This window comes from Streptomyces sp. NPDC043427 (assembly GCF_056436655.1).
Genome location: NZ_JBWKCC010000004.1, coordinates 426,683 through 449,989, shown reverse-complemented (window position 1 = coordinate 449,989; position 23,307 = coordinate 426,683). Strand labels below are relative to the sequence as shown.

Below are 23,307 nucleotides of genomic sequence, written 5' to 3'. Positions count from 1 at the left end.
GCCACTACGCCCGAAGCCCCACGATCGGCCCCCTCCAACGCGCATCCCCGACCACCCCGACACAGGGTGATCGGGAGGGCGCAGCCGGTGACGGGCGGCTGCCCGGAGCGGAAGGGCCCACGCATGCAGCCGCAGCCGACCAGCCGTCGGATACGCCCGCGCCGCGTGGCCGCCCTCGCCTCCGTGACCGCCCTGACCCTCGCGGTCAGCACCTCGGCCGATTCCGGACACCTCACCCCGAGCACGACGACGGCCGGCGCGGGCCCGGTCGCGGTGTCCCCCTCCTCCGCCCTCGGCGCCTGCATGATCAGCGGCAGCCCGGTCGTCCAGATGTCGGAGGGCATCCCGACCCCGCCCGGCTACGCCCGCGCCACCGGGGTCGTCCGCGCGCTGAACGTGATGGTCGACTTCCCGGACGCGCCGGGTCAGGGCAGCGCGCTCGACCGCTTCAGCGAGTTCTTCCCGCAAACTCAGGAGTGGTTCCGCACGAGTTCCTACGGCCGCCTCGACTACCGTCCCAAGGCCCCGATCCGCGACTGGCTGCGCATGCCGAAGCCGTTTCACGCGTACGGCATAGAGCGCGGCGCGCCCTTCGATCCCGGTTACCGCGCTCTCGTCCAGGACATCGTGGCCGCCGCCGACCCGACGGTCGACTTCCGGGCGTACGACCTGCTGAACGTGCTGATCACCCCGAACGCGGGGCCGTCCGCGCTCGACACGGTCCTGTCCGTGACCTTCGCGGGCAACGCGGAGGCGCCCGTCGCCGACGGCGTCCCCGTGTCGAACGCCTCCTTCGTCTACTCCCGCCAGGACGACGGCTCCGGCTCCTACGCCCATACCGGCTTCCGTGTCCTGCCGCACGAGAACGGCCACGTCTTCGGGCTCCCCGACCTGTACACCCAGGAGGGCGGGGGCGCGGCCGGGCACTGGGACATCATGAGCGAGGACTGGGGGGCCAACAACGACCTGCTCGGTTGGCACAAGTGGAAGCTGGGCTGGCTGGACGCCACACAGATCGGCTGCGCGGCGCTGCCCGGGACGACGCAGTACACACTGACACCGCTGGCTCGTACGGGTGGGCCGAAGCTGGTCTTCGTCCCCGTGAACCGGCGCAGCGGGTATGCCGTCGAACTGCGCACCCGAGAGGGCAACGACGAGGCGGTGTGCCGCCCGGGCGTCCTGATCTACCGCGTCGACGCGGAGATCGACACCGGCATGGGCCCGGTCACCGTGTACGACTCCCAACGCGACACCGGCGGCTGCACCCACAGTCCCAACGTCCACGCGGAGCTCTCCGACGCCCCCTTCGCCCCGGGCGAGAGCTTCGTCGACTCCAGAGGCGGCATCCGCATCTCGGTGGCGGCGGCGGAGGCGGGGAACTACAGGGTGCTGGTCACTCGGCGGTAAGGGGGCCGGCCTCCGGCGGGGGAGGCAGGGGTGCGGGTCGGCTGGACGTCGGTCGGGGTGGGCCGGCGATGAGAGGTGCCCTCGGCCCGGGCGGGGGCGGGACGGATCAGCGGGGGCGGGGGCGGATTACCGTAGGCGTGCCGTGGATGCCGTAGCGGAGAGTCGATGCCTGCGAAGACGAGCGTGGAGAGTGTGCCGGACGCCGCGGAGGCGGGCGGCCGGTCCGCCGTGCCCCCGGCCGAGGCGGTCACGCCGTTGTTGCGTGGCGTCGCCGTGTTGCGGGAGCTGACCGAGGCCGGGGGCACGGTGAGCCTGAGTGGGCTGGAGCGGGCCACCGGTCTCGCGCGGTCCACGGTGGACCGGATCACCGCGACCCTCGCGCGCATGGGATACGTACGGCTCGATGGACGGGACGCGGTGCTGGCCCCGCGTGTCATGGAGCTGGGCAACGCCTACCTGGCGTCCCTGCGCCTCCCCGCCCTGCTGGACGAACGCGCGGACGCGCTCGCCGACGACCTCGACGAGTCGGTGTCGCTGGCGGTCGCCGACCGGGACGGCATCCGCTTCATCCACCAGGCCACCCGCCGCCGCGCCATGTCCCTCAGCTTCCGCATCGGCGACCTGCTCCCCGTCGAACGCACCGCCCCCGGCCCCCTGTTCGCCACGGAGTGGACGGACCCCGACTGGCACCGCTGGCGCGAGCGCCGGGCGGCGGACCCGCAGGACCGCGGCTTTCCCGCCGTACCACCGAGGGAACGCCCTTCCCCGAACGAGGAGTTCGAGCGCGCCGCGGCCCAGGCCGCGACGGACGGCTTCGCGCTGGACGACCAGCTGATCGAGCCGGGCCTGGTGGCGGTCTCCGTACCGGTACGGGACCCGCGCACCGGCCGGATCGCCTGCGTGGCCAGCGTCGTCAGCCACACCAGCCGGCACACCGCGGCCGAGCTGCGCGACACACTCCTCCCCCGCCTGCGCTCGGCGGTCGAGACCATGGAGGACGACCTGCGCGAGGCACCCGCCCCCCAGCCCGGGACGGCCCCGACGGGTCTCGCGACCTGGACCGGCGCGTCCAAGCAGGAGCTCGGCCGGGAGTTCGTCGAGTCCCTCGCCCGCGGCCTGACCGTCCTGACCGCCTTCGGCGAGGGCCGTGCCGAGCTGACCCTCACGGACGTGGCGCAGGCGACGGGCCTCGCCCGGGCGACGGCCCGCCGAGCGCTGATCACATACGAGCACCTGGGCCTGGTGACCCGCCCGACCGACCGCACCTTCGCCCTCACCCCCCGCGTCCTTTCCCTCGGCTTCCCACCCCTCTCCCGCATCTCCCTCCCCCACATCGCGACCCCCCACCTGACAGAACTGGCGGACCGCATCCAGGAGTCGACCTCGCTGGCGGTGCTGGTGCCGGGCAGGAACGGCGGTGCGGGTGAGGTCGGCCCCGGTCCGGAGATCCAGTACACGGCCCGGGCTGCCACGAGCCGCGTGATGACCGTCCACATCACCCCGGGCACGCGTCTACCGGCATACGCCACGTCACTGGGCCGGGTCCTGCTGGCGGACGTACCGCCCGCCGAGCGCGACCTGGGCCCGCTGCACCCCCTGACCTCCCGCACGGTGACGGACCCCACGGCCCTCGCCGACGCCCTGGAGGAGGTGCGGGCCCAGGGATACGCCCTGGTCGACGAGGAGTTGGAGGAGGGCCTGCGCTCGATCGCGGTTCCGGTACGCGACCGCACGGGCCGTGTCGTCGCCGCTCTCAACACGGCGATGCACCCGGCCCGCCGCACCCTCGACGAGTGCCTGCACACCCTCCTGCCCGAACTGGTGGCGACGGCCGGCCACATCGAGTCCGACCTCCACGTGGCAGAACGCTTCACCCACGTCGCGTCGGCCTGAGCGGGGCGGGCCTCTCACAGCGACCCGCCGCCGCACACGCCCCACCGGCGAGCGGGCCGGACCCTCCTTGATCCGCCTACGGAGCCGGGGCCACGCCTCTACATCACCACTCCCCCTCCGCTCCGGCATGCGCCGGGCCCACCCGGTCCGCCATCATGCCGACACATTCGTCGAGCGCCGCATGCAACGGCGGAACGAATGCGGCGAGTTCGACCTCCGACACCTCCCCCGCCTCCAGCACGGCGCCGACGACCGCCACCAGGACAGCGGCGGCCTCCAGGGCGTGCACGTCGGCCAGCGTCTCCAGGAAGCCACCCGGGCGCGCGACCACGAAGGCCTCCTTGCCGGTGGCCGGGTCGATGCCGATACTGCGGGGCCGCCACGTGTTGCTGCTCATGCAGCGGCCTCCCACGAGACGTAGTCCTGGCCCAGGGTCGCGAGGACCGCCGCCCGGCGCCGCGCCCGCTGAAGGCGCCTGCGGTCGAGTTCGTCCCGCTCTCGTTCCCACACGGCGAGGTACGGCCGGACCAGGGGCAGACCGTCGGCGGCGATGACGTCCGCCGGGTGCGACCCCGGCCGACGCGCGGGGGCGGGCCGGCGGGCGGACAGACGGGCGGACGGATGGGCGGACGGATGGGCGGACGGATGGGCGGGAACAGGCGGACAGACGGTGAGGGACGTTGGTGTATCGGTGGCGCGGTGCGCTCCGCTGGGAGGCAGGAAAAGGCTCAGGATCGCGGCCAGTAGGCTGCGCATAGGTCGACTCCTACTCAGTCGGCTCAGGCCCCGGTGAGGAAGTAGCAGCTTCCCGTCGGGGCCGTTCTGTGTTCCGGCACAACATACCGTGGATAACCACGGATAACCACGGATGCGCAGAATGCCATGGTCACCCACGCTGAAACCATGGACCTTGACCGCACACGCCCGCTGTGGCGGCAAATCGCAGCGGAGATCACCCGACGCATCCAGGACGGCACGTACCCACCGGGAAGCCGCGTCCCGTCCACCCTGGAAATCTCCCAGGAGTTCGGCGTGGTGAACGCGACAGCGGCGAAGGCCATGCGCCACGTGCGGGAACAGGGCTGGACGCGGGGCGAAGTCGGGCTGGGAACCTTCGTAGCCGACCCCCTGCCCCCCGCTCCCGAAACCCCCCAGCCCCCCGCCTAGGGCGTGTGTCGAAAGTGGTTGCTCAGGGGCCGTGCCGTGCAGGGCAGGGCTCAGAAGCGCGCGGGCGATGCTGACCGGCGTCGGTCCACATCAGGGGACGTTGAAGTGCGGCCGGTGTGGCTCAGCGCGTGATGTCCATGCGCTGTGTGCCGATGACCGACAGCAGCCGTAGCGCCTCTTCGGAGGGCGAGCCTGGGACCGCGGTGTAGATCACGACCTGCTGGTCGCGGTCGGTGATGTCGAGGACGTCGCAGTTGACGGTGACGGGGCCGACCAGCGGGTGCTGGAAGGTCTTGCACAGGGTGAGCTCGGCGGACACGTCGTGGGATTGCCACAGGCGGGTGAACTCTTCGCTTCCGTCGAGGAGTTCGGCTACCAGCTCGGCGACCTCTGGATCGTCGGGGTAGCGGGCGGCGGCGGCGCGCAGCCGCTGCGTCGAGATGCGGGCGAAGGCGTCCGCGTCCGACACTCCGTACAGCCGCTGCCCCTGCGTGTGCGGGCCAAGAAAGACACGGCGCACGAGGTTGCGGTCGCGTCGCGGCAGGGCGGAGAAGTCCTCCATCAGGGCTGCCGCCAGATCGTTCCAGGCCAGTACCTCGAAGGTCGCGGACGTTACGGTCGCCGCGGCCTGCGGCAGTCGGTGCAGCAGGTCGAGGATGCTCTGCCGTACCTGGCGCGAGGGCCCGGCCGACGGGAGCGGCGGTGTGCCGGCCAGGTGATGGAGATGGTCGCGTTCGGTGTCCGTCAGGCGCAGGGCCCGAGCCAGTCCGGCCAGCACCTCGTGCGACGGGTGCGGCGCCCGGGCCTGCTCCAGCCGTGTGTAGTACTCGGTCGAGATGTACGCCAGCTGCGCCACCTCCTCACGGCGCAGGCCCGGGGTGCGGCGGCGCGGTCCGGCGGGCAGCCCCACCTCGGCAGGGGTGATCCGCTCGCGTCGGCTGCGCAGGAAGTCGGCCAGTTGTCGTCGGTCCACCTCTCCAGTGTGCGGGGGCGCCGGGCCGCGGATCCAGGTACCGCCGGTGCCTGGTTGCGCTTCGCGGACGGGCGCAGGCTTGGCGCCATGGACAACACACCTGTCACCGGCACATCCACCACGCCTGCCGCCCTGGGCCTGCTGGCCAACAAGGTCGCCTTCATCACCGGTGCCGGACGCGGCATCGGAGCCGCCGCGGCTCGGCTCTTCGCCCGCGAGGGCGCCCGAGTGCTTCTCGCGGCCCGGACGGAGGACCAGCTGCAGGCGGTGACCGCGGAGATCCGGGCGGCGGGCGGCACCGCGGAGTACGTGGTGTGCGACCTGGCCGACGCGGCCGGCGTGCGCGCCGCTGTGGACCGCGCCGTGAACGTCTACGGCCGCCTCGACATCGCCTTCAACAACGGCGCGACGATCCAGCAGCCCGGCCCGATGCACCAGCTGCCGGAGGCCGACTTCGACCGCCTCTACGACGTGAACCTCAAGGGCGTCTGGCTGGCCATGGTCGCCGAGATCGCCGCCATCCGAACCACCGCCGGGACCGGCGCCATCGTCAACAACTCATCTGTCGGCAGCCTGATGGGCAACCCCGAGCTGCCCGTTTACGGCGCGATGAAACGGGCGGTCAACAGCCTCACCGAGTCGGCTGCCGTCACCTACGGCCCGGAAGGCATCCGCGTCAACGCCATCGCCCCCGGCAACACGGCGACCGAGATGATAAGCACCTGGGAAAAGGGATCACCCGGTCTCCGAGAGCGGCTCACGGCGCACACCCCGCTGGGCCGCGCGGCCGACCCGCAGGAGATCGCGCAGGCCGCCGCCTGGCTGCTGAGCGACCGCTCCTCCTACGTGACCGGCACGGTCCTCCGGGTCGACGGTGGCGCGCGGGCCTGAGCCAGGGACGCCTCTATCCCTGTTCACAGCCACTCGTTGATCGCCGCTACGAGGACGGTCGCCTCGTAGCGGACCGCGAGCTTGTCGTACCTTGTTCCCACAGCTCGGTGCCTTTTGAGTCGATTGATGCCGCACTCAACCGCGTGCCGAGCTTTGTAGTCCTCCCGGTCGAACTTCGGCGGACGGCCGCCGCAGGAGCCGAGTTTCTTGCGGTTGCGGATGTGATCGGCCTTGTCCGGGATGGTGCAGTGGATCCCGCGTCTGCGCAGGTAGGCGCGGTTCTTACGGGAGGCGTAGGCCTTGTCGGCGCGCACCCGCGTGGGCCGGGTGCGTGGCCTGCCCGACCCCAGTCGGGGCACCCTGATGCGCCCCAGGACGACCTCGAACTGCGGGGAGTCGCCGCGCTGCCCGGCGGTGATCACGATGGACATGGGCTTCTGGCCCTGCTCGACGGCCAGGTGCAGCTTGGTGGTCAGGCCGCCGCGCGAGCGCCCAAGGCCGTGGTCGCCCGGCTCGGTGGAGACGCCGCCGGGCGGCTCCTTCTGCAGGTCCCCCTTTTTCGTGCCCCGGCGGCATGCTGGTGGGCACGGACGATGGTGGAGTCAACGTTGATCTCCCAGGTGATCAGGTCCTTGGCATCGGCCCGGACCTGCAGGGCTGTGAAGATCCGCTGCCAGGTGCCGTTGCGCTGCCACCGACGGAACAGGTCGTACACCCGGCCCCAGGGTCCGTACTCCTGCGGCATGTCCCGCCAAGGGATGCCGGTACGGACCCGGAAGCGTATGCCGTCAACCAGCCGCCTCCTGATCCATATCGGCGGTCGGCCGAGCTTCTTGCCCCTCGGCAACAGGGGCTCCAGCACCGCCCACTGCTCGTCCGTCAAAATCTCCACGCGCCATGAACCAAGATCATCCCACGATCAAGATCCACTTTCGGCACACGCCCTGGCCGAAGCCTCCCGCGCGCCCCTGCGGACTTCCCCAGCCGGAGCAGGGCACAGGCACCTTGCGTCATCCCCCAAGCAGACGCATCCGCTACCCTGTCATGAGTCAGCTGGGGTGCCGGCGACATCCGTGCCGGGTCTTTCCCGGCAGTTGTCGTGGGGACCACTTGACCAGCAGGCTTGCACGCAAGCTCCGCCTTCGTAGCTCAGGGGATAGAGCACCGCTCTCCTAAAGCGGGTGTCGCAGGTTCGAATCCTGCCGGGGGCACAGACAGAAGGGCCAGCTCAGGAGGGGTTTCCTCCCAGGCTGGCCCTTGGCCATTTCAGGCGCCGTGCCACATCCATTCCACTACGAGCCCGCCCGATCCTTTTCAGAGGGCTCGGGGGTGGCCACTCCCCCGCCGCCCCGGATCATGGCCCCAAGCCGGTCGGCGATGGCCCGGTCCCGGTCGCTGGTCATGTGCTGGTGGATCAGCGCGGCTCGGGAGCTGCTGTGGCCCATGCGCGTCATCAGCTCCCGGGTGCTGGCTCCCGCCGTCGAGGCGAGCGTGTTGCCCGTGTGCCGAAGGTCGTGGAAGTGCAACTCGGCCGTGACACCCGCAGCCTTCCGAGCCTTCCCCCAGTCGTCCCTCCGCCGCAATTGCCCGCCTCTGCGGATCGACGAAGACGTGTGTCTCGGTCGGCAGCGGCGAAGTGCTCCAGATGATGCGTGACCGCGTCGAGGAGTGTCTAGACCACGTCAGGTCAGGAGGTATGCCTTCAGGATCGTCACCGCGTAGGTGTTGCCGGTGGTGTCGGTCAGGGTGGATTTGAGGGAGACCGAGCGGGCGTTTTCCGGGTGGGTCAGGGTGAGGGTCCTTTTGCCGTGGGTGGTGGTCACCGGGGCGGGGGACCATGTCTTGCCGGCGTCGTAGGAGACCTTCACCGTCAGGGATTTCAGGTCAGTGGCCGCCGGGCCCTGGAGGGAGAGGGGGATCGTGGTGCGGCGGCCTGCGGGGGCCGTGCCGGTCGGGGTCAGCTTCGGGTGGAAGCGGACCGTGGAGAGGGGCAGCGAGCCGGAGTCGGACGGGCTGGACGTGAAGGTCCAGGCCGCTGTCAGGCGGCTCGTGGTCGTGGCCACGCCTGGCGGGCGGGTCAGGTTCGTTCGGATCGTGTAGCGGGCCGGGACGGACGGGAGCTTCTCCACGGTCTGGCAGAGGTCGCCGTCGTTGTCGAGCAGGGTGCTGCCGTCCGCGGTGACCGTGGTGTGGCGTTTCGCTGTGGAGAAGGCGGGGTGTCCGCTCCCGTCGGCGAGGTCGGGGACGCACAGGTCCAGGGTGTCGCCGTCGCGCTGTGCGCCGTACGGGCCGCCGGTGATCGGGCTGAAGACACCGACGTTGTACGTGGCCGCGTAGGTCCGGCCCGCCTGATACGACCTCGCGCTCTCCGTGCCGTAGAAGACGTCCTCGTCGTCTCCGGAGGCGTTTCGCTGGCCCAGGTTGGCCGTCCACTTGAAGCCCTTGGGCGTGGTGACGTAGATATTCGCGGTCGTCGGCAGCGGGAAGGGGTCGCTCACCGTGCCCAGCGACAGGGTGGGGCCGCTCCACAGGACGTTGACGATGCCCTTGCGGTGCGCGACGGACGAGCCGAAGTTACGCTTCAGCAGGGCCAGTTCGTTCATGCGCGTGGTGTGCCGATAGCCGGTGGGGAAGCGGTCGGGCAGGTTATGGAGCAGGTGGTAGGTGGTGCTGCCCTTCTGCCACAGGCCGCCGAGCTGCGTGCTGAGCCTCCCGGCCGGGGCGGTCGGTCCCAGGGTCGCTGTGCGCAGGTTCTTGAACGTTCCCCAGAACAGGGTGCTGTTGTGCGGTTCGCTCCCGGTGTCTCCGGTGCCCACGGCGAGGTTGAGCTGGCCGTCGGACATCTTCGCGCCCTGCGGCGCGGTGATCCGGACCGGCTTCGCCTTGCGCGCGTCGAAGACGACCGTGGTGTCCCCGGTCAGCGAGAGCCTCGGCCGGACCAGCGCGGAGGTGCCCCTGGCGTCGTCCATCACGGTGTCCACGACGTAGTCGCCGCGCGGGACCCGCACCCGGTACACGCCCTTGGAGATCTGCTCGGAGTCCTTGAGGTTCGTGGTCCAGTACGTGCCCGAGTACCCGAGGATCTCGGTCAGCGGAGCGCTCACGGGCTTGCCGCCGCGGTCGAGGAACTTCAGGGTGAGGTCGTGTGCCTCGGCCTCGCGTACGACGCCGAAGGCGGTCCGTACGGCAGCGGGTTCGGCGCCGTTCCGCGCGGTGGCGACCAGCGTGCCCGAGTAGGCGCCGTCCGCCGCCTCGACGCGCGTGTCCGCGGTGAGGTCGACGTCGGCGGTGCCGCCCGCCGGGACGGTGAGCTGTGTGGTGCTCAGCGTGAACATGCCTTCGGGGGACGTGCTGCCTCCGGGGCCGGTCGCGGTGGCCGTCAGGTCCAGGGTGACGGGGTGGTCGCCGTCGTTGCGGTAGGTGATGTGCTTGGTGACCGGCCGGTCGTCGGTGTGGGGCCACCGCTGCTTGCCGAAGGACACGGAGGTCTGTTCGCTCGCCACCGCCCCCTCCAGTGCCCGGGACACGTCGAGCCGGCCCGTCCCCTGCTGGTAGCCGGTCGCGCCGGTGGTCGGGGTGGTGGACGCGGTGAGCGCCTGTTTGATCCGTGCGCCGGTCCAGTCGGGGTGCCGCTGGGCGAGGATCGCGGCCGCCCCCGCGACATGCGGCGTCGCCATCGACGTACCGGACATGGAGACATAGCCGTCGGCGGCCGGGTCGCCCATGTGGCCGTGCGCCGCCCTCGCCGAGACGACGGCCACGCCCGGCGCCGTGAGGTCCGGTTTCAGCGCGCTGTCGGCGGTCGGGCCGGTGCTGGAGAAGTCGGCGAGCCGGTCCTCGCCGTCGACGGCGCCCGCGGTGAGCGCCGACTCCGCGGACCCCGGGGAGTCGACGGTTCCCGCGTCGGGGCCCTCGTTGCCGGCCGCGGCGACGGTGAGCATGCCGGTGCTCTTCGAGAGGGCGTTCACCGCCGCCTCGACCGGGTCCTCCCCCGGGGTGTCGGCCTGGCCCAGGCTGAGGTTGGCCACCTTGGCGCCCTGCCCGGCGGCCCACTCCAGGCCGGCGATGACGCTGGAGTCGCTGCCCTCGCCGCTGTCGTCCAGCACCTTGGCGTTGAGGATTCCGGCACCGGGCGCGACGCCCTTGTACCGGCCGCCGGACCGTGCGCCGGAGCCCGCCAGCGTCGCGGCCACATGGGTGCCGTGGCCGGCCATGTCGTCGGTGCTGCCGGTGCCGGTGAAGTTCTTCGAGGCCTTCACCGCCGAGGCGAGGTCCGGGTGTGTGGTGTCGACGCCGGTGTCCAGGACGGCGACCTTGACGCCCTTGCCGTCGTATCCGGCCGCCCAGGCGGTCGGGGCGCCGATCTGCGCGACGCCGCCGCCCGCCTCCCCGGCCTTCGCGCCGTCTTCGTCCGCCGGCGCCTTGAACCGGCCGTCCAGCCAGACCCGCGCGACTCCCTGCTCCTCGGTGAGGGCCTGCCACATGTCGTCGGCCCCGGCCTTGGGCACGGTGATCGCGGCGCCCGCCACGCTGGGCAGCTCCCGGCTCACGGTGGCGTCCGCGTCCGCGACCAGTGACTTCTGGGTGCTCCTGCGCTGGGCGGACTTGCCCTCGTACGACACGATCAGCGGGAGCGTGCCGCGCCGGGTGTCGTCGTAGCCGGCGCGTATCAGGCCGCTTACATCGAACAGCCGCATGTCCAGGACGCCTTGGCCGATCAGGGCGGCGGCGTCGGCGGGAACGACGTACTGATCGCCCCCGACGCCGCGCACGGACACCGGGACGTGCTCACGGCCCGGTGCCCGCCGTACGCCCGTCACCCGGCCCCGGGCGTCCAGCCGGACCCGGTCGCCGGTGAGGAGGGTGACGTACCGGCCGGCCGCGGAGGCGGAGCCCGCGGTCCGCGCGCCGAGGGCGGAGCCGCCGGGCGCCGCGACGGTGGCGGTGTCCTGCGTCCGTAAGCCGAGGCCGGAGCCCGTGGCCGCCACCGAGGCGCCCGTCATCAGCCCCGCCACCAGCAGGGCGGCCAGCGAGGCGCTCGTGGTTCTGTCGCGCATTCAGCTCGCCTGCCCGGGGACCTGCTTGCTGGCGTCGACGACCGCGCGCTCGGTGATCGCGCTGGTGAACGTGACGGTACCGACCTTGAGGGGATTGCCCGCAGTGGCCTTGACCACCACGATGCGCTCGCCGAGGAACCGCAGCGTCTTCTTGTCGAAGATCCACTCGGTGCGCTCGCCGGCGATGGGGTTCTCCCGCGCGATCGCGACTCCGTGCCGGCCCATGGCGTCGACCGCGTCATCCACCGCGACGACGCCGGGGATCTTGGCCGCGGCCTTGTAGAGGGCGGCGCCGACCTCGGCGGGCGGGTAGCTCTCGGTCAGCAGATCGCCGATCGCGACGAAGGCGGCCTGGTCGCGCGGCACCTCGGGGTCCCGGACGGCGTCCGACGCGCGGTAGATCCGCTGCAGCAGCGTGTCGGGGTCGGTCGGCAGCGCGGCCAGGGCGTTGTAGGCGCCGCTGAACGGGGTGTCGCTCTTCAGGGTGATGCCCTTGTCGCTGGTCTCGCCGGCCTCGATCAGCCAACCGTCCCTGCCGTCGAGGGAGTTCCAGACCTGGCGGGAGCGCAGCTCGTTGCTGACCGCCTCACGCTTGTCGCCGTCGACCTTGATGTAACTGTCGGCCACCTTCGAGGCGATGTAGATGTACTGGCCCTTGCGCGGGGTGGGCGCGGAGGTGTCGGCGGCGGCCAGGGAGATGCGTTCGAGGAGCTGGGGGGCGCCCTTGGGGTCGGCGACGCCGATCCTGGTGGTCAGTGCGGGGCCGGTGGCCAGGGCGGTCTTGCCGCCGTGGGTCCCGCCGCCGGTGAGGGCGAGGCCGCCCGCGACCGCGCCGGCCAGGGCGAAGGCCGCGGCGGGCAGGAGGATCATACGGCGCAGGAACGGGTTGGAGCGCTTCACGGGCGCGACCGGAGAGGCAGCGGACGTACGGGAGGAGGTGCGGAGGTCTTCGTGGATCCGGGCCATCATCTGCTCCTTGTGGAACTGGTGGCGGCCCGCCGGCAGATCCCGCTCGGCGGAGGGCAGCAGACTCTGCGTCTCCGTCCACTCGGCCGGGTGGTGGGGCCGGTGGGAGGGGCTGGCGTTCATCGGTTTCCTTCCTGTGCGGACCGGACCGCGTATCCGCGATCACCTGTTATCTGCCGGTTCGTGCGGGTGGGTTCCCGTTTTTCTCCGAGCAGTTGCGCGTCGGCGAGCTTGCGCAGCTTGGAGCGGGCGCGGGAGAGGCGGGAGCGGACGGTGCCGACCGGGATACCGAGGGCGCGGGCCGCCTCGGCGTACTCCATCCCCTCCCACAGGCACAGCGTCAGGACCTCGCGCTCGGGGCGCTTGAGCAGGCTGAGGGCGGTAAGCGTGGCGTTGATACGGCGCCGGTCGTCCAGGCGTCCGGCGGTCTCCTCGGCGTGGTCCTCGACCCGTTCCTCGGCGGCGTGCGCGGCGGCCGCGGCGCTCGCCGCGTTGCGGTAGCGGCGGTTGCTGCGGTGGTGGGAGCGGGCGACGTTGGTGGCGATGCCCAGCAGCCACGGCCGCAGCGAGCCGCCCTCGGCCTCGACCGATGCCCGGCGCCGCCACGCCTCCATGAAGGTCGTCGACATCACGTCCTCGGCCAGCGACCAGTCGGCGGTCAGCCGGAAGGCGTGGTTGTACACCGCGCGGGCGCACGCGTCGAAGAGTTCCGCGAAGGCGTCCGGATCTCCGTTTCGCACCCGGGTTCGCATATCTGTGGTCACGTCTTGAACTGACGGCCGGTGCGGGCGAGTTCCGGTGAGACACGTCACAGCCGTCGCACAGGCCACCGGGGCGGTGACCGCACCAGGACTCGCTGGACATGGCAGCCGCTCAGCCGCACACCGCTCAGGCTGCGAGGCCCGGAAGCAAGGCGCCCGATCTGATGCGGGACCCGGCCCGGGTGCTGCGCACGCTGGTCGAGGAGCTGTTGGACGTGTCGAGGCCGAACGCGGGCGCGGAACAGGCTTATCCGGCAACGCCCACCGGCACGGCGGGCACCGGTCTCAGCGACGGTGAACGGCGCCGTTGTCGTCGTACGCAAACCAGAGCCCGGGCTTCGGCAGAGCTGCTCGCCCACGGGCCGCAACACTTGCGGACCGGAGCGGCCGAGAACCGACGGGGCCAGGGCCTCGCGCTGACGATCGCGCCGGTCCAGGCACACGCCATCCAGGCGCGCCCGGAATAGATCTCCCTTGCCCGACGATGCTCCCCCCTGTCCCGAGTGCAACAGCCCTGTTGTCGCGCGGCCTGGTGCTCGCCGGGCAGGACGACGACGGCCGACGGAGCTGCCGGACTTCGTGGCGGTGCACATGTAGTGGCAGTAGGCGGACCGACCAGGCGATCCGTTGGAGGTCTGCCCAGCATCGGAGCTGTTTCGCTGACATCCAACTCTGACATCAACAGGGCCGGACGGCGGCATACAGCAACATCTTCGGACGACCGTCGGACCTACCGACGACGGCCCAAGGGGCGGGCGTTGATCGAACTCCTAAAGCGGGTGTCGCAGGTTCGAAGCCTGCCGGGGGCACAGACTAAAGGGCCAGCTCAGGAGGAGTTTCCTCCCCGGCTGGCCCTTCGTCTTGTTCGAGGTCGTGCCACACGCGTGCCACTGGAGTCCACGCGGAATCCACATTCCCTAGCTGGTGGCCTCTCCCCCACCCTCGCGGATCATGGCCCCCAGCCGATCCGCGATGGCCCGGTCACGATCACTGGTCATGTGCTGATAGATCAGCGCGGCGCGCGAGCTGCTGTGGCCCATGCGGGTCAGTGTCCTTGACCCGCGTGCAGGTTCTCCGGCTCGTGCTCGTCACCCCAGGAACCGACGTACAGGTAGGAGGCGCAACGCAAGCCCTCGTCCAGAGCCGGCGTCGGGTCGTCCTTACAGTTCCAATGGATGCGAGCCTCGTCCTCGGGTATGGCGCTCGGCACCGCTGCCAACCACAGTTGGTAGATCTCCTCCACGGCCGCAGTCTGGCATGTCCAGTCAAGGAGACGGTGCGCCGTCCTCACTGATGGGCGGCGCACCATCGGCTTGACCCAGTCATTGAGACTCCGCCGACCTCACGCACAATGCACCCGTGGGTCCGTCGCCCCCAAGTGCCAGCCGTAGGGTGCTGGGCGTGGACAGCATCCTGCAATTGCCGACAGAAGAAGACATGGAGCTGGTCGAGTTCGCCCAGCGCGTTGTGGAGGCCAACAGCGACGGAGAGGTGCACACGGTTGGAGCCGCTGTCCGAGATGCGCGAGGACGGATATTCGGTGGCATCAACCTCTACCACTTCACTGGCGGACCCTGTGCAGAGCTCGTGGCACTGGGGCATGCCCGTGCGGCAGGGGCGCGTGAGCTGGCAACCATTGTTGCTGTCGGCGACAGGGGCCGCGGTGTGCTCGCGCCGTGTGGCCGTGATCGACAAGTCCTTCTCGACCACCATCCAGACATCCGCGTCCTGGTGCCCACGGCCGACGGGGTTCGCAGCATCGCCATAGCGGGCCTCCTCCCGCACAGCTACGTATGGGCCGATCAGGCCGCTTCCTCTGAACCGGGCTGCCACGCGACGGCGAGGCAGTCCATGTATTTCCATCGGGACTATCTCGCCGCCGTCCGCACCGGACGGAAGACGACGACCGTTCGCTTCCGTGATCCGGTTGCCACGGGGCCGGTCAACATGGTCTTCGAGCTGGATGAGGAGGTGGTGCTACAGGGTGTCGTAACGCAGATCATCTCAAAAAAGGTCGACGAGCTGACCGAGCAGGACGCCATCGCTGACGGATTCCGCGATCTTGAAGAACTACACGACAGGCTGCGGTACCACTACCCCGACATCGCCCCCGCCGATGATATTGCCATCGTCCAGTTCCGCTTGGCTGACACATGAACCTTTGCCCAGCTGCCGGGGTGAGTGTCCAACTGCGTGACAACGCCTACGTACAGCGGCGGACAACCTCGCATGCCTACGGACCATCGCACCAGGCGAGAGGTGCACAGGCCGCACGTCGAGGGCCCGCCCCAGTTGCTTCGGGACGAAGAGGTCGTTGGTTCCGTAGGCCCCGCGTCCGCAAGCGTTGTCAGTGGCTGACGTTAGCGTGATGAACTCGATGACGCCGAGCTGAAGTTGGGTAGACCGTGGGGATCAGTTCACCGCTCAAGAACCCGGAGATTTGGCGCTACCGGCGGGGGGACTTTGCCGACCGGAGGCTCATCAATCGGGATTACGGGACGTCCGTCATCCGTGGAATCGCGCCTTCGCCAACTAGTTCACACATTGTTCTCTATGCCCAAGTCTCAGACTACGGAGGGTGCTCCGCCGGTTGGCGGGAAGACGGGCTCTACGAGTACGAGGGCGCAGGCCCTCTTGACGAACACACAGGACGACCAGCCGCTGGACGTGCGAACTTTAGCCGTCCCGACAACAACACCTTGCTCCGCGAAGATCTGACCTGCACAAATGCCTTGCGCCCCTTGTGCTGATCTCGCCCTGACCTTATTCGGGACGAAGAGGTCGCCGTGCCACAGCCGTGCCAGATACAGGGGTAGGCAGCGGTCAACAAGGGTGGCTAGCGGGTGCACCCGTGCCCGCTAGTACTGCAGCCGCAGTGATGCGAGCCACCGGCAAGCGGGATCGGCGAAGGCTGAGTGATCAAGGCACTGCGCCAGCCCATCCCCTTCTGGGAGAATCCCCGCACCGCACTCCTTCAAGATGACAAAGGTGGTTGACCTCATGAGATCGACTCGTGTGATCCTTGCTGTGGCCGCAGGCGCTCTTGCCCCGGCGCTGTTACTCGCTACGCCGTCCATGGCCGCCTCCATCGCCCCCGCAGTCACCGTCGCGACGGCCAGCTCGCCCTACGACGAGATGAGTGCGGACGACCTGCGGGTGGCGATATCCCGCATCCTCGCCGACCCCGACAGCGGCAAGCGCGTGATCCGGGAGGCGAACGCGCTCCTCGACAGCGGCACCGTGGAGGAGATGCGCGCTTGGCTGGAGACGGGCTACCCACTCGCCCAGGCCGAGGACGACCGGGTCGCGCTCGCCAGGATTCTCGCCGACCCGGACAGCGGCAAGCGCGTCCTTGCGGAAGTCAACCAGCTTCTCGACAAAAACAATCCCCAGCAGACGCGCGCTTGGCTGGAGACGGGCTACCGACTGGCCCAGGCCGAGGACGACCGGGTCGCCATTTTCCGGCTCCTCGCCGACCCCAACATCAGCGACGCCCTGCGCGCAGCGGCCGGCGCTGCCCTCGACGACAACACCCCGGAAGCGCTGCGCCACTTCCTGGAGGTCGGCCAGTACGAGGTCGGCTAGTGGCCAGTCCGACGGATCATGTCTCGAGCGTGGGGCACCCTGCGTCGACTCCTTGTCCGCGAGCCCCCGGTGTCGCCGTCTGCGTTGATGTCCATCTCACGGTTCCTGATTCGGGACTGTCGATGAGCCCGACCGCCCCGGCCCGTGACATCAGCAGCTGACACCAACAGACACGAACCAGCCCGGTCACTGCCGAGTCTCGACGGACCTCCAGCCTCCGGTCAACGGCGAAGATTCGTGGCTGATCAATGCCTGTGACCGACCTGATAAGGATGAGGTTGGTCAGCAGATCAGGACCCGGGGGGGCCGCTGTCCAGCAGCTGATGGACAGCGGCCCGCCTGTTCTGGACTGGCCGTCAACGTCCCCGTCGGCTACTCACCGCCTTCCGGCCTCACGGTCGTGAGTGTCTAACTGCGTAACAACGCCCACGAACAACGGCGGACAAGCGCGGACGCCTGCGGACCATCAGCGCAGGTGAGGAGCACACCGGCCCAAGGCAGAGCCCCCACCCAAGTTGCCTCGGGACCAAGAGGTCATGCCAGAACGTGCTGGGCCTCGGGCAACCGCTTCTACATCGTCACGGCTTGCCAGGCTCGTGGCCCGGCTGAGCAGTGCCTATGTACTCGCTCGCGGTTGGCGGCACGGCAGGGCAGGATGCCGTGGTGGTCACTCCGTTCGTCAACATCCATGGGAAGGCCGAGGACGGCCCGTATCCCTGTCCCTGCTGCGGCTTCCTGACGCTCGATGAGCGCGGCTGCTTCGAGATCTGCCCCGTGTGCTTCTGGGAGGATGACGGCCAGGACGACGACGATGCTGACCGGGTGCGAGGCGGTCCCAACGGCCGGCTCAGCCTCACGGAAGCCCGAAGCAATTTCCGTGCTCTGGGGGCGAGCGACGAGCGACGCACCAAGTTCGTACGCGCCCCTCTGCCGAACGAATACCCCACGGTCTGACATCACCAGGTGACATCAACGTCGCCGGACAGCGACGGATCCCAGCGACTGGGACTGGGCTCCAGACCGCCCAGCGAGCACGAGCCGGAGCTAGCTGCGCGGCTGCGCGGCTGCGCGGCTGCGCGGCTGCGCGGCTGCGCGATCGAACTCGGCGAACTGTTGGAGGTGGCGCGTGACGTCGTCGAGCAGCTCGGCGGGGAAGCACGGCCGCGGCCTGGCCATGGTCAACGCGATCGCCCACCGGATCGTCGTCCGCAACAGCGACAGCGGCCGCACAGTCACCGCGGAACTCTTCACGGCCCCTCGCCCAGGAGAACACCCGTGCTGACGGACAAGCCACAGTGGGGCTACTGGTGCGAGTGCTGGACCGAAGACCTCACCGAGGAGACGCAGCCAGCGCTGCGGGCATCGTTCGACGCGCACTCGGCGCCGCAGGCCGACCGATGGGTAGCAGTGGCTCTACGCACCATTCAGGAGCCGTCGTTGAGGCGGGACTCCATCCTCAGCCGCTCGGCGTCGGCGTCGATCTTGCGCCCGGGTGGCGTACCGGCCTGCCTGCTTTAGCCCAGGGGGTCCTAGGGCCTTTCGTTTGGATCATGCCGGGCTCGCGGGCCCCGGCACCGCGCCTCGCCGCGTTGTCGTCGGTCGGCAGGGCCCCGGCCTGCCACCTTCCTCCGCCTTGCGATGCACGGCACCGGACCCCGCTCCCTGATCCGGCCTGATCCAAACGAAAGACCCTAGGTGGCGCGTTCGGCGCGGTGGCGGGCTTCCCGGAGTCGGACCTTCGAGGGGAGACGGTCCAGGCCGGCCGAGTCTCGTGCGTGTGCGAGTGGTTCGCGGCTCAGTCGTCCCAGAGTCCGCGCTGGGTCCGCGTGAGGCTCCAGCAGCAGCCGTACGCGTGCGGTGGGAGCGGTACGTCGGCCCGTCAGCCGGACGTGGGCCCGTGAGACCCCGTCCAGGGCTTGTGCCTCTTCCTCGATGACCCTCTCCAGCGTGCGGCCGTTGAGCCGGGCCGGCACGCCGTCTTCGCTGTCGACGAGGGCACGGTCCAGGCGGTGTCTGCGTTGCGCGAAAAGCCACCACAGCAGCAGGGCCAGCAGCACGGCGAGCACCGCGATGACGGTCGGCCACCACCAGCCTTCTTCCCGCCACCGGGTGCGTCCCTCGGTGCCCAGCACCACATCGTCCGGCCCACGGAAGGGCCACCAGCCCGGCACGTCGAAATCCCAGTGGCGCTGCAGGTCCAGTGCGCCCAGCAGCACGCCGCCGCCCAGGGCGAACAGTCCGAGGCCGAGCAGTGCGAGCAGCACCCGGTTCGCCGTCTTGAGCATCTGATCACCTCAGCCCTTCTTTGGGCGCCGGACGCGCACGGCCAGTGTGGGTTGCCGGGCCAGGCCCAAGGACGTCACGGCTTCGCCCAGCTCGGCGTCCAGGTCCCCGCGGACTTCCTCAAGATCGCGGAAATGTGCCCGTGCCTGGGCCTTTACCTTCCGGCGGCCGACATCGACCTGTGCCGACTGGACACCGGGCACCTGCATGGCCCGGTCGCGCAGAACCAGGGCGGCCGCACGGCGGTCGAGCCCGGCTCGGACGTCCTCTGTCCCGGGGATGCCGGTGGGCCGCCGCATGGGCAGCAGCCGGCGCAGTCCCGGCGCCACCGCCAGGAGGAAGAGCCACAGGCCGAGGGCCATCGCCACCGCGGCCCCGACGATCATCCAGACGTCGTCCAGGGGCCGTGTGGCCAGTTCCTCGGCGAGCCGCCGCCGCCAACGCATCGCATTCCGGCCTGCCCGCACCGCGACCACGTCGTAGAGGAGAAATCCGACGGCCGCGGCGGACAGCAGGGCTGCCAAGGCCGCGGGGATCCGCCGCGACGACCAGAAACGGTGCGCCGACCGGCCTGATCCGTCGATCATCTTCGTAGCGCCCTCGGCCGCCCCTGGGGTGCCGTCGGCGGACGGAGCCGCCTGTCCCGGACCGGAGGAGAGGTCGCTGTCACCGGTCGGCTGCCGCGAGGTGTTCACGCTCATCTCACCCTCTCCCGGTCCGTGTGCCGCGTATGCGCCGAGTGCAGTTGCTCGACCGATACCGCGAGGTCGGACACCTCCATGCCGGCCCATGCCCTGATCCGCTCGGTGACCTCCCGGCGCACCGCGGCGCACTGCGCCCCGATGTCGGACGGATAGCCGAGCTCGACGGTGATGTGCAGCCGTGCCTCGCCGAGCACCGCCTGCCGTCCGGCGGCGGACTCGGCGTCCCGTTCTGCGCTGGTCCGTTCCGGCGCCCGCCGTACGGATGTGCTCACGTGTGGCGTCCGGCGACCGGGTGGTACGTGGCCGGCCGACTCGGCGAACCGGCTCAGCGCCTCGCGGGCCACCCGGGCCGCGATCTTCGCGACGACCCGGTCGGTGACGGCGGTCGCCCCGCGCTCCCCGCGGGGGACGCCCGGACGCTCATCGGCTTCCCCGCTCACCGCCGCCAGTCTCCCCGAGCCTGTCGCCGGTCGTCGCGGATCCGCTCCTGCCGGTCCCGGCGGCGGACGAAGTCGCCCGGTTCGAGATCACCCTCCATGAACCGCCCGATGACGAGACCGACGAGGCCCAGCCCCAGCACCAGCAGGAAAGCCCAGAAGTCACCGAAATACGCGGCGAAACCCAGCGCCATTCCGGCCATCAAGCCCACCACGGCCCTGCTCATTTCGCGCTCCTTCACTCAAGCGGGCTGCCGCCCGGCTACTGGATCCGCTGCCGCTCCTCCCCTTCGTCCTCCTCGTCGGGCAGCTTCACATCGCTGACCATGATGTTGACTTCCACGACTTCCCGACCCGCCATCCGCTCCACCGCGGAGATCACGTTCTCCCGCACCGCGGCGGCCACGTCCGTGATCGAGACGCCGTAGTCGACGACGAGCTCCAGATCGATGGCCGCCTGCAGCTCTCCGACCTCGACACTGACCCCGCGCGTGGCGGATTTGCCGCTGCCGGCGCCGGGCATCCGCTCTCGCATGGATCCCATCGAGCGGGCGAATCCGCTGCCGAGGGCATAGACGCCGCGTACGTCCCGTGCCGCCATTCCGGCGATCTTCTCGACCACCACATCGGCGACGGTCGTCCGGCCGCGAGAACCGGGCGCAGCGCCGAGCCTGACGCCGGTTTTCTCAGTCATCGGGATGTTCCTCCCTCGCAAGGCCACAGAGCACCCTTCACTCGGATTATATTCTTTTTAGTACCTTTTGCCTGGTATAGAGCGTGAGACGGGTGGTCCGACGAGTGGCCTGAGGCCCCTGCCCCGAGCTCTCGCGGACACTCCGGGCAGAGCGCCGCGGGAAGAGAACCGCGGCCGTGGAGAAGGGTGAGAGGCCAGTGACCGAGGCGTTGACGCAGGCAGTACGAAGCCAGCTTGACCTGGGCCGGCTGCTCCCGCTCGGCGGGCCCCACGACGGGACGTGGATCACCGAGCAAGCGGCCGTCCAGGCCCTCGGGCGCACTGCCGCCGAGGTCCCCGGCGTCCGGCTGGAGTCCCTGCGCATCGGGTCGGCGCCGCTCCAACCCGTGTCCGAGCCGGCCGTCCGTCCGCCGGCCAGCGCGCTACCGCCTGGCCCGCTCACCATCGAGGCCGCCTTCACCGCATCCCTCGTGCGGCCGCTGCCGGAGACCGCCGACGAATTGAGGAGCACACTGCTGGGCGCGGCCACTGAACGGCTCGGGCTGGCCACGGCGACGGCAGACATGCGCGTAACGGATCTCCGTGAGGTCCCGGAGGCCGGCGTGATGTCTCGGACCGCGGCGACGGCCATGAGGCCCACGCCGGAAGCTGCGGCCGCGCGGAGCTCGCCCTCGGTGACCGGAACAGAGTCCATGCGGGGACTCGTCGGGGAGCTGGCGGACGTCGCAGCGGGTGTGCCGGGCGTCGCCCACCTCACCGCCGTGCTGGGCAGCCGCCCGGTCAGGGTGGAGGACCATGATGATCCACCCGGCCGGCACATCGAGGTTCACCTCGCGGTCGGCCCCGGACACCATCCATTGCAAGTCGCCCGCGCCGTCCGGGAGGCGGTAGCCGAGGCAGCCACCACAGACACCCCGGGCCCGGTCACCGTCGCCGTCCTCATCACGGAAACCGCGGCCTGGCTACGGACCTCGCCGGTCACCGTGATGAGTGCCCCTCAGTGATCAGCCGGCCCCCCTTCACCGGTCCGTCCCCGGTTCTTCCCTGAAAGTGCGCGGACCGCTACGCCAGCCCTGTCCTGCCACGGTGTGAGACCTGCCTGGCAGGGAACCCGCATACTGACGAAGGGCCTGCGCTGCCGCCGACAGACGAAGCAGACGTCGTCCTTGCTCCGCGGTCGCGCGATGTGCATCCGCAACGGCGGAAGCGCATCCATGTCTGTGGGCCGGTCTCAGCAACTCCCGAGGCGGCGCCTGACCATCTGCCTCCTTCGGAGAGAGTTTGAGCAACATGACCGCAAACACCACGGTCCGCCCCCCGCCCTCGGAGACGTCCGGCAGTGACTTCGCCCGATTGTCGAGAAAGATCGCTGATGCCGGCCTGATGCGCCGCCGTCCCGGCTATTACGCACTGCGGATCACCGTGGTCGCCGGGCTCTACCTCGGCGGGTGGGCCACCGTCGCGCTCATCGGTGACAACTGGTGGACCCTAACCGTCGCCGCCTTCCTGGCCGTCGTCTTCGGTCAGGTCGCCCTGCTGGCCCACGACGCGGCCCACCGCCAGGTGTTCCGCCGGCGCCGGGCCAGTGAGGTGTCCGGACGGATCGCCGGTGCCGGTATCGGGATGGGCTACGGGTGGTGGCAGGACAAGCACACGCGACACCACGCCAACCCCAACCACGAGGAGCTCGATCCCGACCTCGACCCCGACCTGCTGGTCTGGTCCCAGGACCAGGCCCGGGTCGCCACCGGGCTCCCCCGCCTGATCGGCCGCTGGCAGGCGTTCCTGTTCTTCCCACTCCTCACGCTGGAGGGCTTCAACCTGCATGTGTCGAGCGTGAAGGCATTGGCCAATCGCTCGCTCAAGCACCGAGCGCTCGACGGCGTCCTGCTGTTCGCGCACTTCGCGCTCTACCTGGCCGTCCTGTTCTGGTTGCTGCCCCTCGGTATGGCGATCGCCTTCCTCGCCGTCCACCAGTGCCTGTTCGGTGTCTACCTCGGATCCCTCTTCGCGCCCAACCACAAGGGCATGCCGATCCTGAAGGGGGAAGACCGCCCGGACTTCCTGCGCCGCCAGGTGCTCACCTCGCGCAACGTCAGCGGCGGCCGGCTCACCGACATCGCGCTGGGCGGACTGAACCACCAGATCGAGCATCACCTGTTCCCCAGCATGCCCAGTCCCAACCTGCGCAAGGCCAGGACCATCGTCCGGCGCCACTGCGAGGACCTGGGCGTGGACTACACGAAGACCGGGCTGATCACCTCCTACCGGCTGGCCCTCACCAGCCTCCATCAGGCCGGAGCACCGCTCAGGCACCCCCGCGCCCCCGCCTAGAGGAGGCGCTGCCGCAGCCATCGGTGCACAACGTGTTACGCCGCACCTGGGGGTTCTCCCACAGGGAGGCGCTCTGATCGGCCTCGGACTCGTCGTCCGGGGCCGTTTTACGTGAGCGACCGGATGCTGCTCAGCCTGGAGGCGGGGCTGCGCCC

At 70.1% G+C, this 23,307-nt stretch carries 24 protein-coding genes, 1 tRNA gene and 2 pseudogenes; 12 read left to right on the top strand and 15 right to left on the bottom strand.

What is annotated here, in order from left to right; translation table 11 throughout:
- Nucleotides 1–123 precede the first annotated feature (123 nt).
- Nucleotides 124–1,407 (top strand): M6 family metalloprotease domain-containing protein, encoded by a 1,284-nt coding sequence (locus AC067M_RS11850; protein ID WP_478696837.1) that lies wholly within the window; start codon nt 124–126, stop codon nt 1,405–1,407.
- A gap of 165 nt (nt 1,408–1,572) precedes the next feature.
- Nucleotides 1,573–3,300, top strand: coding sequence for an IclR family transcriptional regulator domain-containing protein (locus AC067M_RS11845; protein ID WP_478696836.1), 1,728 nt, complete (start codon nt 1,573–1,575; stop codon nt 3,298–3,300).
- A 103-nt stretch (nt 3,301–3,403) separates the two neighbouring features.
- Here the strand turns inward: AC067M_RS11845 and AC067M_RS11840 are convergent, their stop codons facing one another.
- On the bottom strand, nt 3,404–3,697 hold the full coding sequence (locus AC067M_RS11840) for a hypothetical protein (protein WP_478696835.1): 294 nt from the start codon (nt 3,695–3,697) through the stop codon (nt 3,404–3,406).
- Nucleotides 3,694–4,056 carry a hypothetical protein gene (locus AC067M_RS11835; RefSeq protein WP_478696834.1) on the bottom strand — a complete coding sequence of 121 codons (363 nt, stop codon included), beginning with the start codon at nt 4,054–4,056 and terminating at the stop codon, nt 3,694–3,696. The genes AC067M_RS11840 and AC067M_RS11835 overlap by 4 nt, the downstream gene beginning before the upstream one ends.
- 147 nt (nt 4,057–4,203) lie before the next feature.
- Between AC067M_RS11835 and AC067M_RS11830 the strand changes: the two genes are divergently transcribed.
- On the top strand, nt 4,204–4,467 hold the full coding sequence (locus tag AC067M_RS11830; protein ID WP_478696833.1) for a GntR family transcriptional regulator: 264 nt from the start codon (nt 4,204–4,206) through the stop codon (nt 4,465–4,467).
- Nucleotides 4,468–4,588: 121 nt separating this feature from the next.
- On the opposite strand, the gene AC067M_RS11825 is transcribed toward AC067M_RS11830, so the two are convergent.
- The gene (locus AC067M_RS11825) at nt 4,589–5,440 is read right to left on the bottom strand and encodes a helix-turn-helix transcriptional regulator (RefSeq protein ID WP_478696832.1); all 852 of its coding nucleotides are present in this window, start codon (nt 5,438–5,440) and stop codon (nt 4,589–4,591) included.
- Between the two features lie 87 nt (nt 5,441–5,527).
- Here AC067M_RS11825 and AC067M_RS11820 point away from each other — a divergent pair, with 87 nt between their 5' ends.
- On the top strand, nt 5,528–6,331 hold the full coding sequence (locus AC067M_RS11820) for an SDR family NAD(P)-dependent oxidoreductase (RefSeq protein ID WP_030241602.1): 804 nt from the start codon (nt 5,528–5,530) through the stop codon (nt 6,329–6,331).
- 23 nt (nt 6,332–6,354) lie between these two features.
- On the opposite strand, the gene AC067M_RS11815 is transcribed toward AC067M_RS11820, so the two are convergent.
- A protein-coding gene (locus AC067M_RS11815; protein ID WP_478696831.1) for an IS5 family transposase occupies nt 6,355–7,223 on the bottom strand; the annotation gives its coding sequence in 2 pieces (ribosomal slippage) (nt 6,355–6,836 and nt 6,836–7,223; 870 coding nt in all).
- Nucleotides 7,224–7,469: 246 nt separating this feature from the next.
- On the opposite strand from AC067M_RS11815, the gene AC067M_RS11810 reads away from it, so the two are divergent.
- Nucleotides 7,470–7,542, top strand: a tRNA-Arg gene (locus AC067M_RS11810).
- Nucleotides 7,543–7,623: 81 nt separating this feature from the next.
- Here the strand turns inward: AC067M_RS11810 and AC067M_RS11805 are convergent.
- The 4 genes and pseudogenes from AC067M_RS11805 to AC067M_RS11790 all read right to left on the bottom strand — a co-directional run.
- Nucleotides 7,624–8,000 (bottom strand): annotated as a pseudogene (locus AC067M_RS11805) (tyrosine-type recombinase/integrase); the annotation flags it as partial.
- A gap of 13 nt (nt 8,001–8,013) precedes the next feature.
- A complete protein-coding gene (locus AC067M_RS11800; RefSeq protein ID WP_478696830.1) occupies nt 8,014–11,388 on the bottom strand; it encodes a S8 family peptidase in 3,375 nt (1,124 codons plus the stop codon).
- Entirely contained in the window at nt 11,389–12,477 is a 1,089-nt protein-coding gene (locus AC067M_RS11795) for a CU044_5270 family protein (RefSeq protein WP_478696829.1), read from the bottom strand.
- On the bottom strand, nt 12,474–13,118 hold the full coding sequence (locus AC067M_RS11790; protein WP_478696828.1) for an RNA polymerase sigma factor: 645 nt from the start codon (nt 13,116–13,118) through the stop codon (nt 12,474–12,476). Before AC067M_RS11790 ends, AC067M_RS11795 begins: the two co-directional genes overlap by 4 nt.
- Nucleotides 13,119–13,216: 98 nt before the next feature.
- Here AC067M_RS11790 and AC067M_RS11785 point away from each other — a divergent pair, with 98 nt between their 5' ends.
- Nucleotides 13,217–13,582, top strand: a complete 366-nt coding sequence (locus tag AC067M_RS11785) for a hypothetical protein (protein WP_478696827.1) — start codon at nt 13,217–13,219, stop codon at nt 13,580–13,582.
- 450 nt (nt 13,583–14,032) lie between these two features.
- On the opposite strand, the pseudogene AC067M_RS11780 reads toward AC067M_RS11785, so the two are convergent.
- Both AC067M_RS11780 and AC067M_RS11775 read right to left on the bottom strand, forming a co-directional pair.
- A pseudogene (locus AC067M_RS11780) lies at nt 14,033–14,164 on the bottom strand (site-specific integrase); the annotation flags it as partial.
- Entirely contained in the window at nt 14,161–14,358 is a 198-nt protein-coding gene (locus AC067M_RS11775) for a hypothetical protein (protein ID WP_478696826.1), read from the bottom strand. The gene AC067M_RS11775 and the pseudogene AC067M_RS11780, both read right to left, overlap by 4 nt.
- A 158-nt stretch (nt 14,359–14,516) precedes the next feature.
- Here AC067M_RS11775 and AC067M_RS11770 point away from each other — a divergent pair, with 158 nt between their 5' ends.
- The 4 genes from AC067M_RS11770 (at nt 14,517) to AC067M_RS11755 (ending at nt 17,982) form a co-directional block, all read left to right on the top strand.
- The gene (locus tag AC067M_RS11770) at nt 14,517–15,272 is read left to right on the top strand and encodes an ASCH domain-containing protein (protein ID WP_478696825.1); all 756 of its coding nucleotides are present in this window, start codon (nt 14,517–14,519) and stop codon (nt 15,270–15,272) included.
- A gap of 843 nt (nt 15,273–16,115) precedes the next feature.
- Complete coding sequence (locus AC067M_RS11765) at nt 16,116–16,700, top strand: ALF repeat-containing protein (protein ID WP_478696824.1); 585 nt, start codon at nt 16,116–16,118, stop codon at nt 16,698–16,700.
- A 618-nt stretch (nt 16,701–17,318) separates the two neighbouring features.
- The gene (locus AC067M_RS11760; RefSeq protein ID WP_478696823.1) at nt 17,319–17,654 is read left to right on the top strand and encodes a CPCC family cysteine-rich protein; all 336 of its coding nucleotides are present in this window, start codon (nt 17,319–17,321) and stop codon (nt 17,652–17,654) included.
- A 172-nt stretch (nt 17,655–17,826) separates the two neighbouring features.
- Nucleotides 17,827–17,982: a hypothetical protein gene (locus AC067M_RS11755; RefSeq protein ID WP_478696822.1), complete on the top strand. Its 156-nt coding sequence runs from the start codon at nt 17,827–17,829 to the stop codon at nt 17,980–17,982.
- 409 nt (nt 17,983–18,391) lie between these two features.
- Here the strand turns inward: AC067M_RS11755 and amaP are convergent, their stop codons facing one another.
- From amaP to AC067M_RS11730, 5 genes are read right to left on the bottom strand one after another with little or no spacing between them, the layout of a single operon-like run.
- Complete coding sequence (amaP, locus tag AC067M_RS11750; RefSeq protein WP_478696821.1) at nt 18,392–18,985, bottom strand: alkaline shock response membrane anchor protein AmaP; 594 nt, start codon at nt 18,983–18,985, stop codon at nt 18,392–18,394.
- Nucleotides 18,986–18,994: 9 nt separating this feature from the next.
- Nucleotides 18,995–19,684: a DUF6286 domain-containing protein gene (locus AC067M_RS11745; RefSeq protein ID WP_478696820.1), complete on the bottom strand. Its 690-nt coding sequence runs from the start codon at nt 19,682–19,684 to the stop codon at nt 18,995–18,997.
- The gene (locus AC067M_RS11740; protein ID WP_478696819.1) at nt 19,681–20,127 is read right to left on the bottom strand and encodes an Asp23/Gls24 family envelope stress response protein; all 447 of its coding nucleotides are present in this window, start codon (nt 20,125–20,127) and stop codon (nt 19,681–19,683) included. Before AC067M_RS11740 ends, AC067M_RS11745 begins: the two co-directional genes overlap by 4 nt.
- Nucleotides 20,124–20,351: a hypothetical protein gene (locus AC067M_RS11735; protein WP_478696818.1), complete on the bottom strand. Its 228-nt coding sequence runs from the start codon at nt 20,349–20,351 to the stop codon at nt 20,124–20,126. Before AC067M_RS11735 ends, AC067M_RS11740 begins: the two co-directional genes overlap by 4 nt.
- A 35-nt stretch (nt 20,352–20,386) precedes the next feature.
- Entirely contained in the window at nt 20,387–20,818 is a 432-nt protein-coding gene (locus AC067M_RS11730) for an Asp23/Gls24 family envelope stress response protein (protein ID WP_478696817.1), read from the bottom strand.
- Between the two features lie 197 nt (nt 20,819–21,015).
- On the opposite strand from AC067M_RS11730, the gene AC067M_RS11725 reads away from it, so the two are divergent.
- On the top strand, nt 21,016–21,822 hold the full coding sequence (locus AC067M_RS11725) for a hypothetical protein (RefSeq protein ID WP_478696816.1): 807 nt from the start codon (nt 21,016–21,018) through the stop codon (nt 21,820–21,822).
- Between the two features lie 286 nt (nt 21,823–22,108).
- Entirely contained in the window at nt 22,109–23,152 is a 1,044-nt protein-coding gene (locus AC067M_RS11720) for a fatty acid desaturase family protein (RefSeq protein WP_478696815.1), read from the top strand.
- The last annotated feature ends 155 nt before the right edge of the window (nt 23,153–23,307 follow it).